Genomic DNA, 14,479 nt, shown 5'->3' on the forward strand with positions numbered 1-14,479 from the left:
GCTGGGCGCATGCGACGCCGCCAGTTCCTGCTCTCCGCCGCCGGCGCAACCCTCGCGGGCTGCGCCGCTTCGCCAGGCCGCATGCCCGCTGCGGTCCATGCCGCGCAGGCGGGCGCACCCGCCCTCCCCGCCGCGCCTTCATCGACCGAGCCGTATGCCCGGCTGCAGGGCGGCGTGCCGCACCACCTCACGCCCGACCAGGAATCGCAGCGCAAGACCGACAGCCCCGCGCCCGCCGGCCCGGCCGGGCAATGGGCGGCGCGGGCCGCGCTGCCGCTGCCGCGCAGCGAGATGGCGTGGGCCACGGCGACCGCGGGGCGCATGCACGTCGTCGGGGGCTACGGCGAAGGCGCGGTCAACCGTGCCTACCACCACATCTACGACCCGGCGGTCGACCGCTGGCTGCAGGGAGCGCCGTTGCCGCGCGGCGCCAACCACGTCGCGGTGGCCTCGGACGAGCGATTCGTCTATGCGCTCGGCGGCTTCGTCGAGCAGAACCGCCTGTCGGACACCCATGCCTACGCCTACGAACTGGCGACCGATCGCTGGCGTGAGATCGCGCCGCTGCGGCGGCCACGCGGCGCCGCGGCGGCCGTCATGCTGGACAGCAAGCTGCACCTGGTCGGCGGCGCCTCGGAACCCGCGAGCGAGCGCGCCAGCGTCGGCTGGCACGAGGTCTACGATCCGCAGGCCGACGCCTGGAGCCAGCGCAAGCCGCTGCCGGGCGCGCGCGACCATGTGGGCTGCGTCGCCCACGCGGGGCTGATCCACGTGGTCGGCGGGCGCTTCAACACCTTTGAGTACAACACCGACCTGCACCATGTCTACCTGCCGGCGCGCGACACCTGGGAGCTGCGCGCCCCGCTTCCCACGGCCCGATCGGGCCACGGACTGGTGGTCCTGCGCGGACGCTTCTACGCCATGGGCGGCGAAGGCGGCATCCTGGCCGGCGGCGTGCCGCGCCAGGCCACCGTGTTCGGCCAGATGGAAAGCTACGACCCCGCCACCGACGGCTGGCAGCGGCACGCGCCGATGACTACACCCCGGCACGCGGTCGGCGCGGCCGCGATCGGCGACCGGATCTACGTCGCGGGCGGCGGCGCCGTGCTGGGCGGGGCGGTGCAGTCCGCCGTGCACGAGGCGTTCACGCCGGGCTGAGCCGGGGCCCTCGAGCCTCCGCCCGCCGCCGAGGGCGAGCGCGCCCTAGTGATCGAAGTGAAACCCCACCGTCGCCCGCTCGCCCGCGCGCCTTGAGGTCACGCGGTCGGCGAAGCGCCGCAAGAGGAAGCCGGCCAGCCGGCGCTCGCCATGGTCGGACTCTATGATCTCCTCGATCGAGGGCCGCTGTTCCGGCAGTTCGAGCTGCTCGCCGACATACGACACCCTCAGGTCCAGGTTGAACTCGTCGAACGATGCCTCGATGTGCAGCGGCCCCGAGGCGACGCCGCTCCCCGCCAGCGTCTCGATCGATTGCACGAGATTGAACTTGGCCCGCTCGATCACGTCGGAGCGCGCGCCCCAGGCCGCGCCCTGGCCGTCGAGGAACTCCTCCAGCGCCTCGGGGTCGATCGCTTCGGGCGCGACGCTCATCGAGACGCTGCGCCGAAGCCCGATGCGGAACAATAGATTCAGGCCGAGCCCGACCAGCGTGCCGAACACCAGCGAATTGCCGAACGATGGCCGCAGCGCCGGTGGCAGCACCACCAGCAGGCCCGGGAAGATCTCCACCGCCAGGCCGAACACGATCGCCAGCCCGATCACCAGCGTCTTGCGCGCGTCGAGCAGGCGCGAGGTCATGATGACCAGGCCGTTGGTGACGATGAAGGTCGACGAGAACACCAGCGCCGCGCCGAGCACCGACCGCGGAACGAGGTTGAAGAGCATGCCCAGCTTCGGCACGAAGGCGAAGACCAGCAGGATGGCGGCCACCGACCAGCCGACGCGCCGGCTGGCTACGCCGGTGGCGGTCGCCAGGCCGACCGCGCTGCTCGATGAATTGATGCCCGGTGCGCCGATCGCGCCGGCGACGACCGCGCCGAGCCCGTCGGCCAGCACGCCGCGGCTGATGGAGCGCATGTCGGCGCGTACCCAGCCCACCCGAGTGGCCTTCTGCGAGGTCGTCACGTTGCCGATCACCTTCAGCACCGCGGCCACCGCTCCGATCAGGAACGGCAGCAGCAGGCCGGCATCGAAGGACCAGCCCACGTGGCCCAGCAGGGGTGCCGCGAACGCGGGCGCAGCGGACAGGCGGGCGACTTCCTCGGCATCGAAACGCCCGAGCAGCGAGCCGGCCGCGCAGCCCGCCACCAGCCCGATCAGCACGCTGAAGACCCGCAGCGCGCCCCGGCCCCACACGTTCAGCGCCACCATCAGGCCGAGCGTGCCCAGGCCCAGCAGCAAGTCGACTTCGGCCGGTTCAGCGACCGATGGGCCCCCACCGAGCGCGGTGCGCAGGCCGACCACGCCCACCGAGATGCCGGTCAGCAGCACCACCAGGCCGGTGATCTCGGGCGTGAAGATCGGACGCAGGCGCGGCAGCACGCGCGCCAGCGCGACCTCGAACAGGCCGGCCAGCATGGTCATGCCGAAGACCGCGGCGAGGTTGCCGCTGCGCGCCGCCACCAGCGAAGGCACGATGTAGACCACGCTGGAGGTCGGTTGGCACAGGAAGCCCGAGCCGATCGGGCCGATCGTGATGACCTGCAGCAAGGTCGCGACGGCCAGCGTGATCAAGGTGGCACTGACCAGCGAGGCCGCGACCTCGGCCGAGGCGCCGGCTGCCTGCGCGATCAGCACCGGGTAGACCAGGTAGATCGACATCAGCCCGACATGCTGCAGTCCGCTGAGGATGTTGATACCCAGCGGCGGCGTGTCGTCGACGCCGTAGATGAGCCCGGCAGGCTTGTGCGACATCGGCTTCCAGTCCTGGTGGCTCGATGTGTCCGTCAAGCCGATGGTTGAGACGCGCGGCCGGCGGCATGGGTTTGCCGGGGGCCGCCGCATCATAGCGGGCGAGGTGCTGTCGCAGCGACGCCCATCAGACCTGCTGCGCGCGGAATCTCCCGCGCCTGGAGCAGTCCCGATCAAGGGTTTCCACGAAAACGAAAGCGTTCAGGCCGTGACTTATTGCACTGGGTGCACTGGGCGAAACTGTATCTAATTGTGTAGTGAGCCGTCCCGCCTCCCATTCGCGATTTCAAAGGAGTCTTTCGTGCGTATTGCCGCCAGTCTCGCCATCACCCTGACCCTGCTCGCCGGTTGCGCAACGCATGCGCCCACCAAGGAGTTCTCGACCGTGAACCTTGTCAACGGCATGCTCGTCAACGACAAGGGGTTTACGCTCTACACGTACGACAAGGACGCACCGAACAGTGGCCGCTCGACCTGCTATGGCAACTGTGCGGTGACCTGGCCACCGGTCTTGGCCGCCGAAGGCACCAAGCCGAGCGGCGGCCTGTCGGTGATCACCCGCGACGACGGCGCCAAGCAGTGGGCATTCAAGGGTCAACCGCTGTACACCTGGCCCGAGGACCAGGAGCCCGGTGACGTCTACGGCGACGGCTACGACAAGGTCTGGCACGTCATCAAGACGAGCCAGCTCTGATCACATGCGCAACCCTCCGCCCTTTCGCGTGCCAGGCATGCGCGGTTCATTCGTCGCATTCGCCAGCGCGCTTCTTTGCACGCTCTGTGCGGCGACCCCTCTGCAGGTTGGCGTCCTCGACAAGGATGGACAGCCCGTCGTCGATGCAGTGGTCGTCGTGATCACCGCTTCGAAGGCCGCGCCATCTCGGCCGCTGCCCAAGGAAGTGACGATCAGCCAGGAGAAGATGCGCTTCGTGCCGGCCGTGAGTCTGGTGGCCCCCGGGGCGAAGGCGCACTTCGTCAACAACGACCCGTGGGACCACCACGTGCGCGCTTCCGCCGCCGGTGTCGCACAGTTCGACGCCGGTCCCGGAGGCAGCTTCGAGCTGATGATCTCGGGCAAGCCCGAAGGCAAACCCGGCAAGACCGCCGACGCCATCTTCGACAAGCCCGGCGCCGTGCTGCTCGGCTGCCACTTGCACAACTCGATGCGCGGCCATGTCTACGTGAGCGATTCGCCCTGGGCGGCGCTGACGGGCCCGGACGGCCTCGCCATGCTCGATGCTCCTGACGGTGCCGCGTCGATCAAGGTGTGGCACGCGGACCAGCTGATCGACATCGCGCCGCTGCAGGTCATGCTGGGTGACGGGCCCGCGAAGGCCACGCTCCAGCTCAACGTGGTTCCGCGGCGCAAGCGGATCTGAGACCTGGACGGCACTCAGAGCTCCAGCACCAGCCTCCCTCCGCGCGCCCGCGAGCAGCAGGCCATCATGCGCGACTGCGCCTCGCGTTCGGCACGGGTCAGCACCAGGTCGCGATGGTCGACCTCGCCGCCGAGCACGCGCACTTCGCAGGTGCCGCACAGGCCCTCTTCGCAGTCGCTGGGGATGTCGACGTTGGCGGCCCGCAGGGCGCCCAGCACGGTCTGGTCGGCCCGGACGTTCACCGTGATGCCCGAATCCTTGAGCTCGACCTCAAACGCGTGCTCGCGCGCCGGGTCGAGCGTGCCCACGCTCGATTCGAAATGCTCGACGCGCAGCGCGTCCTCGGGCCACCCGGCGCAGCAGGCCTCGAGCGCGTCGAGCATGCGCTGCGGGCCGCAGGCATAGACCTGGGTCCCGGGCGCCGGCCGCGCCAGCAAGGCGTCGAAATCGCAGCGCCCGCCCTCGTCGCCGACATGCAGATGGAGCCGCTCGCCGTGCAGTACGGCCAGCTCGTCGACGAAGGCCATGGTGCCGCGCCGGCGCCCGCTGTAGTGCAGCGCGTAGTCGAGCCCAAGCGCGCGGGCACGGCGCGCCATGGCGCTCACCGGCGTGATGCCGATGCCGCCGGCGATCAGGATCAGCCGGCGCGCCGATTCGTCGAGCCGGAAGTGGTTGCGCGGCCCGCGGATACGCAGCCGGTCGCCGGCCTGCAGCTGACCGTGGATCCAGGCCGAACCGCCACGACCTTCGGCTTCGCGCAGCACCGCGACCTCCAGCGCCTGCGTGTCGTCCGGGTCGCCGCACAGCGAGTACTGGCGCGACAGCGCGGGGTCGCCGCATTCGACATCGATGTGCGCACCGGGCGTCCAGCGCGGGAGTGCCTTGCCGTCGGGTGCGACCAGGCGCAGCCTTACGATGCCTTCGGCCACCGGCGTCACGCTGTGGACGATTACCGTGCGGGCCCCGGCGTGGCGCGACGGCTCGCCGATGCGCACCGGCGTCTGTGCCTCCAGCAGCTTCGGGCGGGCTCGCTCCGGGTTGAGCGAAGGATCCCACTCGACCCACAGGTGCTCCGGGCCCCGGAACGAGGTGTTCGGCACATAGCTGAAGACCTGATCGGCGAGCCGCAGGTGTGGCAGCCGGCGCGTGAACTCTTCCAGGAAGATCTGCATCTCCATGCGCGCCAGGTTCTTGCCCATGCACTGATGCGAGCCGTAGCCGAAGGTGAGATGCTCGCTGGCGTTGTCGCGCCGGATGTCGAACAGGTCGGCATCGGCGAACTGCTGCGGGTCGTGATTGGCCGACGAGGTCACGATCAACAGCTTCGAGCCCGCGGGCAGCCGCGTGCCGCCGACCTCGACCTCCTTCGTGACCAGCCGCCGCCAGGCCGCCACCGAGCCGTTGTGGCGCAGGCATTCCTCGACCGCATTGGGGATCAGGCTCGGGTCCTCGCAGATCTCGCGCCAGGTGTCGGGGTGCTGCAGCAGCAGCTTCATGGCATTGGCCGTGGCGTTGGCGGTGGTCTCGTGGGCCGCCACGATGCCGGCCATCATCATCGAATGCAGGTACGAGTCGGTCACCACCTCCGGATGGTCGGCCTGCTTGCGGATGCCGTAGCGCATCCAGCCCGGGCCCGACGGGTCCTGTCGCATCTTGTCGAGCACCTGGCCGGCGAACTGCCAGAAGTTGCCGACCGCATGCGCTACCGCCACCTGCTCTTCCGGCTTCGGCCGGCCCCAGGTGTTGACCGTGTGGGCGATCGAGTACTTGCGCAGCGTGTCCATGTCCTCTTCGGGCACGCCGAGGAAGTGCAGCGCCACTGTCAGCGGGACCTCCCAGAGCATCTGGTCGACCAGGTCGGCGCGGCCGTCGTCGATGAAGCGGTCGACGTATTCGCGCGCCAGCCGGCGCACCAGCGGCTCGTGGTGGCGCAATTCGTCGGGCGTGAACGGCTCCATCAGCAGCCGCCGGCGCGGCATGTGGGCCGGCTCGTCCTCGTTGACCAGCGTGCGGTTCAGCGCGAAGCCGTAGGAGGCCAGCACCGCGTTGGCCTCTTCGCCGGTCGGCGTGATCTTCTCGAGCGCGATCGAGGGGCTGAAGGTGATGTTGTCGCGAAAGATCGCCTTGATGTCCTCGTAGCGCGTGACCACCCAATAGCCCAGGCGCGGGCTCCAGAAGATCGGCTCCTGCTCGCGCGCCCAGCGCAGCGACTCGGGCGGATCCTGCTGGTAGGCGTCCTCGAACGGATCGAAATCGGCGGCGCGCTGGCTGACCGGGCAGCCGGTCGGCGTGGTGTGCGTCGACAGCGGCGGCGATGCGAAGGGGCAGCCGGTCGCGGGCCCGGCGGAAGTCGGGGTGCTCATCGGGCGGGTCCTCAGTCCAGCGTGATCTTGAGGTCGCGGATCAGCTTCTGCCAGCGCGCCGTCTCGCTCTGCAGCAGCGCGGCGAACTGGGCCGGCGTGTTGCCGACCGGCTCGACGCCGAAATCGACCATCCGCTGGTGGACCGCCGGATCGTGGATTGCGGCCACCACCTGCTTGTTGAGCGTGCCGATCACCTCGGGCGGGGTCGCCGCCGGCACTACCATGCCGACCAGCGCGGCCGCCTCGACATTCTTGAAGCCCAGTTCGGCGAAGGTCGGCACGTCGGGCAGTTGCGGCAGCCGGGTCGGGTTCGCCACTGCCAGCGGCCTGACCTTTCCGCCCTTGATGAAGCCGGCACCCGCCGCCAGGTCGACCATCATCGCCGGCACCTGTCCGCCGACCACGTCGGCCAATGCGGGCGCGGCGCCCCGGTAGGGCACATGGACCATGAACAGGCCGGCTTCGACCTTGAGCAGTTCCATCGCCAGGTGGTGCGGGCTGCCGGCACCCGCCGACGCGAAATTGGTGCCGCCGGGCTTGGCCTTGGCCTTGGCGATGAAGTCCCGGGCGCTGGTCGCGTCGCTGGCCGGACCGACCACCAGGATCATCGGGAAGCGTCCCATCAGCGTCACCGGCGCGAGATCCTTGGCGGGGCTGTAGGAGAGGCTCTTGTACAGCGCCGGGTTGAAGACCATGGTGCCGTTGTCGGCCGACAGCACGGTATAGCCGTCGGCCGCGGCGCGCGCGGTTTCGGCCGCCGCGAGCGCCGTGTTGCCGCCGGGCTTGTTGTCGACCAGCACCGGCTGGCCGACCTGGGTCGACAGCCGTTGGCCGATCGTGTGGGCCAGGAAGTCCGAACCGCCACCTGCCGCATACGGCACCAGCCAGCGGATCGGCTTGGTCGGGAAGGCCTGCTGGGCGATCGACGGGGTCGCCACCAGCGACAGCGCGGCCAGGGCCACGGCGAGGAAATGCTTCATGCGGCGATCTCCAAAATATTGCGTAATTGTTATACGCTATGCGTAATCATCGACTTCGGGTTTTCCCAGCCCGACCGCGGTGGTTACGATCGTCCCGCCATGAAACAGAGTCCCGCCCCGTCCCTGCCTTCTGCCGAAGCGGCCTTGCCGCGCCTACCCGACCGGCGCCAGAGCGTGCAGTCTGCGCAGACCGGGATGGTGGTGCTCAAGGGGTTGGCCAACATCGGCGGCAATGCCGGCCTGACCGCCCTCGCGGCCCATGTCGGCGAAAGCCCGGCCAAGGTGCACCGCTACCTGGTGAGCCTGATGCAGGAGGGCCTGGTCGACCAGGATCCGGCCACCCAGCGCTACTTCCTCGGGCCCGAGCTGATCCGCATCGGCCTGGCCGCGATGCGCCAGGCCGAACCGATCCGGCATGCGGAACCGGCGCTGATCCGGCTGCGCGAGAGCCTCGAGGTCACCTGCTTCGTCGCCGTCATGGGCAATCGCGGGCCGACCATCATGCGGATCGAGGAACCGGGCCTGCCGGTCACCGTGAACGTGCGCGCCGGCTCTGTGATGTCGATGCTGTGGTCTGCCACCGGGCGCGTCTTCCTGGGCCTGCTCGACGAAGCCAGCGTGCGCCAGATGGCCGAGAGCGAACTGGCCGCCGCCACCGACGACATGCGCGCGCTGCTGCCTTCGCCCGACCCGATCGGCACGCTGCAGCGCGAAGTCCGGGCCGCGTGCTGCGCCAGCGTGCGCGATACCTACCTGCGCGGCATCAGCGCGGTGGCCGCGCCGGTGTTCGACTTCACCGGCCGCGTCTGCGCGGTGATCACCGCGCTGGGCGCCAGCGGCGGCTTCGATCCCTCGGTCGACGGCAGGATCGCCATCGCCGTGTGCCGCGAGGCGCATGCCACGAGCCTCAAGCTGGGCTGCGTCGGGCCGCCGCCCGCGGCCGGATGACGCAGAATCGGTCGCCATTCGCCAACCCTGGAAGAACTCCCTCCATGCCCCGTCCCGTCCTAGACGAAGCCCACATCCATCCGGCCATCCGCACCCGGCTGGCCGAAAACCGGCAGGCCATCGTGCGCGAGGTCATGGCTGCGATCGCTGCCAGCGACATCGTGGTGGTCGGCATGGCGATGAACCCGTTCCCGCGCAAGGCGCGCAAGCTCCTCGATGACGCGAAGCTGCCGCACCGCTATCTCCAGTACGGCAGCTACCTGAGCCGATGGCGCGATCGCAACGCGCTCAAGATGTGGACCGGCTGGCCGACCTTCCCGATGATCTTCGTCAAGGGCGTGCTGATCGGCGGCGCTGCCGACCTGCAGCAGCTGATCGGCAGCGGCGAGCTGAAGGCGATGCTCCAGCCCGATTGACGAAAATCAATCCGCCGCCGCCGACCCGGCGGATACTGCGATCTGCTCTTGACCCTGGCGGGGTTTCACATGACTCAGGAAGCGCAACCGGCAGGCAGGTTCCAGGCGACCGATGCATCCGAGCAGGGCTGGCGTGCGGCGTTTCCGCCGGCCCGGTGGCTGCGGACCTACGAACCCAGGTGGCTGGCGAAAGACGCCATTGCGGGACTGACCCTGGCCGCCTACGGTATCCCGGTGTCCTTGGCCTACGCATCGCTCGCCGGGCTGCCCCCGCAATACGGCATCTACTGCTACCTGGTCGGCGGCCTGTTCTATGCGCTGCTGGGATCGTCGCGCCAACTGGCGATCGGCCCCACTTCGGCGATCTCGATGCTCGTCGGCGTCACCGTCGCCGGCATGGCGGGAGGCGATCCGCAGCGGTGGGCCGGCATCGCCGCGCTGACTGCGCTGCTCATCGCGGCCATGTGCGTCGTGGCATGGCTCCTGCGCCTCAGTTCACTGGTCAACTTCATCAGCGAGACCATCCTGCTCGGCTTCAAGGCCGGGGCGGCATGCACGATCGCGCTCACCCAGCTGCCCAAGCTCTTCGGCGTCAAGGGAGGCGGCGAGGACTTCTTCGAGCGCCTGGTCATCCTGGGCGGACAGATCCCCGACACGAACCTCGCCGTGCTGAGCTTCGGCCTGGTCGCGCTGGTCTTCCTGCTGCTGGCCGAAAAGTACCTGCCGGGCCGGCCGGCGGCGCTCTTCGTGGTAGTCGCCTCGACCATCGTGCTGTCGCTCACCTCGCTGGGCGACCTCGGCTTCAAGGTCGTCGGCGCCCTGCCCGAGGGCCTGCCGAGCTTCAAATTGCCCGGCCTTCGGGTGCGCGACGTGCAGGGCGTGGTGCCGCTCGCGTTCGCCTGCCTGCTGCTGTCCTATGTGGAGAGCGTCTCGGCCGCGCGCGCGCTGGCCGACGCCCACAACTACGAGATCGACCCGCGCCAGGAATTCCTCGGCCTCGGCGCGGCCAACCTCGGCGCGGCGCTGTTCCAGGCCTATCCGGTGGCCGGTGGTCTGTCGCAGTCGTCGGTCAACGACAAGGCCGGCGCCAAGACGCCGCTGGCGCTGGTCTTCGCATCGATCACGATCGGCCTGTGCCTGCTGTTCCTGACCGGCGGACTGAAGAACCTGCCCAATGTCGTGCTCGCCGCCATCGTCCTCGTGGCCGTCAAGGGACTCGTCAACATCGGCGAGATGAAGCGCCTCTGGCGTGTCAGCCGCTATGAGTTCGCGGTCTCCATGATCGCGTTCGCCGCGGTGCTGCTGCTGGGCATTCTCAACGGCGTGATCGTCGCGGTCCTGGCTTCGCTGACCTTGCTGATCGGCCGGGTCGCACGGCCGCATGTGGCGGTCCTCGGACGGATACCGGGCACGCGCAAGTTCTCCGACATCGAGCGCAACCCCGACAACACGGCGACGCCTGGCGTGCTGATCTTCCGCGTCGACTCCGGCATGCTCTATTTCAACGTCGATCACGTGTACGAAGCCGTGCGCCACATGGTTCGGTCGGCACCGGACAAGCCGAAGCTGGTGATCTGCGACCTGTCGACCTCGCCCCAGGTCGACCTGGCGGCGGCGAAGATGCTGTCGAAGCTGCATCAGGAACTGGCCCAGGCGGGCATCCGCCTGCGCCTGGTCGCGGCGCACGCGCCGGTGCGCGACCTCCTGCGGGCCGAAGGCCTGGAAGAGCGCCTGGGCTACTTCGGACGCAGGACCTCGGTCGCCGATGCCATCGACGAGTTCGACGGCACCCCATGCCGGTGATCGCCTTCCTGGCCGGGGCCGTGCTCGTGATGGCGACTCTGATCGACGCTTTCGAAGTGGTGCTGCTGCCACGCCCGGTGCGCCGCCGGATCCGGCTGAACAGCTACTTCTTCAAGGTCACCTGGGATGCCTGGGCCTGGTGCGCCGGCCGGTGGCCCGCCGGCCGCCGGCGAGAGGACTTCCTCGGCGTCTATGGCCCGTTCTCGATGGTCATGCTTTTCGTGCTCTGGGCCGGTTCGCTGGTGGTCGGCTTCGGCCTGATGCAGTGGGCGATGCAGGGCCTGGCGCCCGGCGCGCGCTTCGACACCCTGGCCAGCCAGGTGATCCTCAGCGGCGACGCCTTCTTCACGCTCGGCTACGGCGACATCGTGCCGCAACATACGCTGGCACGCCTGCTGGTCATCCTGGAGGCCGGCACCGGCTTCGGCTTCATCGCGCTGAACATCGGCTACCTGCCGGTGCTCTATCAGCACTTCACCCGCCGCGACCTGCAACTCATCGAGTTCTCCGCCCGCGCGGGGTCGCCCCCGACCGCCGCGACACTGCTCGAATGGCACGCGCACGGCACTACGGAGGAACTCGAGCGCTGGCTGAGGGACTGGGAGATCTGGGCCAGCGACCTGATCGAAAGCCACGCCGTCTATCCGATGCTCGCGTTCTACCGCTCCCAGCACGAAGGCCACTCCTGGCTCGGCTCGCTGGCCGTGGTGCTCGACGTCTGCACCCTGCTGATCGCAGGCGCCGACGACGCGCAGCGCCACCAGGCCACCGCGACCTTCGCGGCACTGCGGCGCATCCTCGACGAAGCCAGCGAATCGCTGCAGGTGGCACCGGCGCACGGCACGCCCCCGCGCCGGCTTGACGCGGAGGCGATGTGCGTTCTCGTGGCCACGATCCGCCGGATCATTCCTCGGTGGCACGACGATGACGGCGCACTCAGGGCCATCCGGCTCCTGCGAGCCACCTACGAGCCCCGGCTCCAGGGCCTGGCCGCCTACCTGCTGCTTCCCCTGCCCGACTGGATCAACCCCGCGATGGCGGCCGAGCGCTTCAGTCGCGACGCGGTGGTCCTGCAACTCACCAGCGGGCGCCCGGATTGAGGACGCGCTTTTTGAGACTGCTCTCATGGCCCGGATCGGCCGCGTTCCCTACGATCAAGGCATGCAGATCACTTCCAATCTCTCGTCGCGCAACAGCCTTTTCGGCTTCGGAATCCTTGGCCGGCCGCACCGGGTCGAAGCGTCCCCGGCGGTCTCCACCGCCGCTGCCTTCGACATCCCGGCGCCGTTCACGCAAGAGCAGGCCGAGTGGATCCTCGCGCTGCACAAGCTGGGTGCCCGCGACCGAAGCCGCGCGACGCAGGTCCTCCGCGACTGGGCCCCCGCGCGCTGCTCGCCGGCGCAAGCCACCTGCATCGAGGCCTTGCTGGACCTCGACGCCCAGGACCTGCGCGACACCCTCGTGGACGCCATGGAAGACTGCGATTTGCGCGGCCGCCTGGCGGGTGGCGCTCAGCGATCCCTGCGCAGCAACTGCCTCAAGGTCGGCCGCGCCGCCGACTTGGCCGCGGCCTCGGTCCGCTCGCGATAGGCGGCGCGCTGGGCCTGCAGCACGGAAGCAAGTGCCGAGACGCTGGCCTGGCCGTAGCGCCACACGCCTGTCACCGCGAAATGGCCGGCCTGTCCGGGATGCGGCTTGGGATGGATCCGCACACCGCTCGTACCGATGCTTTGCAGAATCTCGGCGCGGGCACTGGCCAGCGTCGCCTCCCGCCCTTCGTAGCCCTCGATGTCGCGGCTGAGCTCGATGCCGATGGCGTGGATCGACGGATAGCGCTCGGCGATGAAACTGACCACCTCGGCCAGCACCAGCTTCGGCAGCGCCTTGGCGCGGAAATCGGCGAAGTCGGTGGTCAGGAAGTTCTCGAGCCGAACTTCATCGCCGGCCGGGCTCTGAGTGACCGACTGGACCCGTCCGATCAGCGCCGGCCCGTCATACACCTCGATGCGCTCGCCCAGGACATAGGGACGGCCCTCCGGGCCGGTCAGGTGCAAACGCTGGAAAGTCATGGATGAGAACGGTGGCCGTGACCGAACTGTACTCGGCGCCAACCGGCTTTCAAGGCTCGGACGGCCCCGGGCTGTCGCCGGCGGCACTCGCGGCCGCGGCCGGCCGCCCGCTCAGCCGCTGTGCGCCTCGGCCCAGCGAACGATGTCGGCCGCGCCCATGGCCCCGGCTTGGCGTGCCACCTCGCGCCCGCCCTTGAACAGCGCCAAGGTCGGAATGCTGCGGATGCCGAATCGCGCGCCCAGGGCCGGAACCGCCTCCGTATCGACCTTGGCAAGCCGCACCCGAGGTTCCAGCCGTGCCGCCGCCTGCTCGAAACCCGGCGCCATCTGGCGGCACGGGCCGCACCAGGGGGCCCAGAAGTCGACCAGCACCGGAATCTCGTTGCGCGCGATGTGGCGATCGAAGGCGGCCTCGTCCAGGGCGGTCGATCGGCCGGCGAACAGCGGCTGGTGGCAATGGCCGCAGTCTGGCGCGCTGGCCAGCTGCGCCGTCTGCACGCGGTTCGTGGTGTGGCAGTGCGGGCAGACGATGTGCAGCTTGTCGGTCATGGAATCTCCATCGGTGGGCGGGGCGGATGGAAGGCAGCTGGGGGCACGGTCCGGCAGCTGCAAGACCTGAAATAATGAACACTTAGTTACAGGAGTCTTATTTCGTGATCTTGAGAACCTCTTCGACCGCCCTGGCCGTTCTGGCTGCCCTCTCCGTCCTGGCCGGTTGCGCCGGACAGTCCAAGAACCAGGCCGAGCCCGCCGCCGCGGCCAAGCCCGAGCCCGTCGCCGCCGCCCCGGCGCCCGCTCCGACCAAGCCCGAGGTGCCGAGCACCGGCAAGACCACCTACGAACAGGTGCTGAAGATGGTTCGCGGCGCGCGCGGCGACGAGGCCAAGCTCGACAAGGCCCTGGTCGGCAAGGACCTGAGCGCGCGCATCGCCAAGGTCAAGGGCGCCGGCGACGACTTCGCGGTGCGGCCGGCCGATCCGGTCCGTTTCCGTTGCGACGAGGGCGAGTCCTTCGCGGGCGGCCAGGTGTCGTCCCGGATCGTCGGCGTCGACTGGTCGGCGGACACCAAGCGCGCCCTGCTGCAGCTCGATCGCTGCGGCCCGGCACCGGCCGTGGCGGCCGCACCGGCACCGAAGGCCGCGCCCGCCGCCGCGCCGGCGGCGGCTGCAGCTGCACCTGCGGCCGCGCCCGCCGGCCGCGCCGGCGCCAGCGCCAAGCCCGGCATGGACGCCCAGGGCAATGTGATCGATTCGAGCAAGATCGAAGCCGGCAGCGGCCGCACCGTGAAGGGCATGAACGACTACGAGGGCGAGATCACCGGCAACCCGGCGCCGAACTCCAAGTTCACCCAGCTGCAGATCGGCATGAGCCTGAAGCAGGTCACCGACATCGCGGGCCAGCCGACCGACTCGGGCGCCTACGTCACCGGCAAGGCCTTCATTCCGTTCTATTTCGGCGGCGACCGCACCCGGATCGAACTCGCCTACAAGGGCCAGGGCCGGCTGATCTTCGCCGGCGGCAACCTGGGCAACATCTCCGGCGGCAACCTGGTCTGGATCATCCACAACGCGACCGACACCGGCTACCGCTGATCTCCGGCCGATCGGCGCC

The 14,479-nt window shown here is 69.5% G+C and carries 14 protein-coding genes; 9 read left to right on the plus strand and 5 right to left on the minus strand.

The features are described from left to right. The first annotated feature begins 9 nt into the window (after positions 1 to 9). The gene (locus QTI17_RS22525; protein ID WP_286535746.1) at positions 10 to 1,158 is read left to right on the plus strand and encodes a Kelch repeat-containing protein; all 1,149 of its coding nucleotides are present in this window, start codon (positions 10 to 12) and stop codon (positions 1,156 to 1,158) included. A 45-nt stretch (positions 1,159 to 1,203) separates the two neighbouring features. Here the strand turns inward: QTI17_RS22525 and QTI17_RS22530 are convergent, their stop codons facing one another. Then, positions 1,204 to 2,913, minus strand: coding sequence for a uracil-xanthine permease family protein (locus QTI17_RS22530; protein WP_286535748.1), 1,710 nt, complete (start codon positions 2,911 to 2,913; stop codon positions 1,204 to 1,206). A gap of 298 nt (positions 2,914 to 3,211) precedes the next feature. On the opposite strand from QTI17_RS22530, the gene QTI17_RS22535 reads away from it, so the two are divergent. Both QTI17_RS22535 and QTI17_RS22540 read left to right on the plus strand, forming a co-directional pair. Beyond that, positions 3,212 to 3,604 (plus strand): COG4315 family predicted lipoprotein, encoded by a 393-nt coding sequence (locus QTI17_RS22535; RefSeq protein WP_286535749.1) that lies wholly within the window; start codon positions 3,212 to 3,214, stop codon positions 3,602 to 3,604. Positions 3,605 to 3,761: 157 nt separating this feature from the next. Next, the gene (locus QTI17_RS22540; protein ID WP_286535750.1) at positions 3,762 to 4,289 is read left to right on the plus strand and encodes a cupredoxin domain-containing protein; all 528 of its coding nucleotides are present in this window, start codon (positions 3,762 to 3,764) and stop codon (positions 4,287 to 4,289) included. 14 nt (positions 4,290 to 4,303) lie between these two features. On the opposite strand, the gene QTI17_RS22545 is transcribed toward QTI17_RS22540, so the two are convergent. Continuing rightward, positions 4,304 to 6,652 carry a cytochrome P450/oxidoreductase gene (locus tag QTI17_RS22545; protein WP_286535751.1) on the minus strand — a complete coding sequence of 783 codons (2,349 nt, stop codon included), beginning with the start codon at positions 6,650 to 6,652 and terminating at the stop codon, positions 4,304 to 4,306. Between the two features lie 11 nt (positions 6,653 to 6,663). Beyond that, a complete protein-coding gene (locus tag QTI17_RS22550) occupies positions 6,664 to 7,632 on the minus strand; it encodes a Bug family tripartite tricarboxylate transporter substrate binding protein (RefSeq protein WP_286535752.1) in 969 nt (322 codons plus the stop codon). 99 nt (positions 7,633 to 7,731) lie between these two features. Here QTI17_RS22550 and QTI17_RS22555 point away from each other — a divergent pair, with 99 nt between their 5' ends. The 5 genes from QTI17_RS22555 (at position 7,732) to QTI17_RS22575 (ending at position 12,389) form a co-directional block, all read left to right on the plus strand. Continuing rightward, positions 7,732 to 8,580 (plus strand): IclR family transcriptional regulator, encoded by an 849-nt coding sequence (locus tag QTI17_RS22555; protein ID WP_286535754.1) that lies wholly within the window; start codon positions 7,732 to 7,734, stop codon positions 8,578 to 8,580. Positions 8,581 to 8,624: 44 nt separating this feature from the next. Beyond that, a complete protein-coding gene (locus tag QTI17_RS22560; protein ID WP_286535755.1) occupies positions 8,625 to 8,996 on the plus strand; it encodes a glutaredoxin domain-containing protein in 372 nt (123 codons plus the stop codon). A 69-nt stretch (positions 8,997 to 9,065) separates the two neighbouring features. Beyond that, positions 9,066 to 10,799, plus strand: a complete 1,734-nt coding sequence (locus tag QTI17_RS22565) for a SulP family inorganic anion transporter (RefSeq protein ID WP_286535756.1) — start codon at positions 9,066 to 9,068, stop codon at positions 10,797 to 10,799. Continuing rightward, on the plus strand, positions 10,790 to 11,899 hold the full coding sequence (locus QTI17_RS22570) for a potassium channel family protein (protein WP_286535757.1): 1,110 nt from the start codon (positions 10,790 to 10,792) through the stop codon (positions 11,897 to 11,899). Before QTI17_RS22565 ends, QTI17_RS22570 begins: the two co-directional genes overlap by 10 nt. Before the next feature lie 61 nt (positions 11,900 to 11,960). Next, positions 11,961 to 12,389 carry a hypothetical protein gene (locus QTI17_RS22575; RefSeq protein WP_286535758.1) on the plus strand — a complete coding sequence of 143 codons (429 nt, stop codon included), beginning with the start codon at positions 11,961 to 11,963 and terminating at the stop codon, positions 12,387 to 12,389. On the opposite strand, the gene QTI17_RS22580 is transcribed toward QTI17_RS22575, so the two are convergent. Together QTI17_RS22580 and trxC are read right to left on the minus strand one after the other, a co-directional pair. Further along, the gene (locus QTI17_RS22580) at positions 12,311 to 12,868 is read right to left on the minus strand and encodes a hypothetical protein (RefSeq protein WP_286535760.1); all 558 of its coding nucleotides are present in this window, start codon (positions 12,866 to 12,868) and stop codon (positions 12,311 to 12,313) included. The two genes, QTI17_RS22575 and QTI17_RS22580, sit on opposite strands and share 79 nt — an antisense overlap. A 111-nt stretch (positions 12,869 to 12,979) precedes the next feature. After that, a complete protein-coding gene (trxC, locus tag QTI17_RS22585) occupies positions 12,980 to 13,417 on the minus strand; it encodes a thioredoxin TrxC (protein WP_286535761.1) in 438 nt (145 codons plus the stop codon). 104 nt (positions 13,418 to 13,521) lie between these two features. Here trxC and QTI17_RS22590 point away from each other — a divergent pair, with 104 nt between their 5' ends. Beyond that, a complete protein-coding gene (locus QTI17_RS22590) occupies positions 13,522 to 14,460 on the plus strand; it encodes a hypothetical protein (protein ID WP_286535762.1) in 939 nt (312 codons plus the stop codon). The last annotated feature ends 19 nt before the right edge of the window (positions 14,461 to 14,479 follow it).

Source organism: Variovorax sp. J31P179, from assembly GCF_030316985.1.
GTDB lineage: Bacteria > Pseudomonadota > Gammaproteobacteria > Burkholderiales > Burkholderiaceae_C > Variovorax > Variovorax ginsengisoli_B.

Bases quoted from the DNA above. Each gene is read 5' to 3' on its own strand.
- QTI17_RS22555 (WP_286535754.1), top strand. From the start codon at position 7,732: ATGAAACAGAGTCCCGCCCCGTCCCTGCCTTCTGCCGAAGCGGCCTTG.
- QTI17_RS22530 (WP_286535748.1), bottom strand. From the start codon at position 2,913: ATGTCGCACAAGCCTGCCGGGCTCATCTACGGCGTCGACGACACGCCG.
- QTI17_RS22560 (WP_286535755.1), top strand. From the start codon at position 8,625: ATGCCCCGTCCCGTCCTAGACGAAGCCCACATCCATCCGGCCATCCGC.
- QTI17_RS22525 (WP_286535746.1), top strand. From the start codon at position 10: ATGCGACGCCGCCAGTTCCTGCTCTCCGCCGCCGGCGCAACCCTCGCG.
- QTI17_RS22580 (WP_286535760.1), bottom strand. From the start codon at position 12,868: ATGACTTTCCAGCGTTTGCACCTGACCGGCCCGGAGGGCCGTCCCTAT.
- trxC (WP_286535761.1), bottom strand. From the start codon at position 13,417: ATGACCGACAAGCTGCACATCGTCTGCCCGCACTGCCACACCACGAAC.
- QTI17_RS22565 (WP_286535756.1), top strand. From the start codon at position 9,066: ATGACTCAGGAAGCGCAACCGGCAGGCAGGTTCCAGGCGACCGATGCA.
- QTI17_RS22550 (WP_286535752.1), bottom strand. From the start codon at position 7,632: ATGAAGCATTTCCTCGCCGTGGCCCTGGCCGCGCTGTCGCTGGTGGCG.
- QTI17_RS22570 (WP_286535757.1), top strand. From the start codon at position 10,790: ATGCCGGTGATCGCCTTCCTGGCCGGGGCCGTGCTCGTGATGGCGACT.
- QTI17_RS22545 (WP_286535751.1), bottom strand. From the start codon at position 6,652: ATGAGCACCCCGACTTCCGCCGGGCCCGCGACCGGCTGCCCCTTCGCA.
- QTI17_RS22575 (WP_286535758.1), top strand. From the start codon at position 11,961: ATGCAGATCACTTCCAATCTCTCGTCGCGCAACAGCCTTTTCGGCTTC.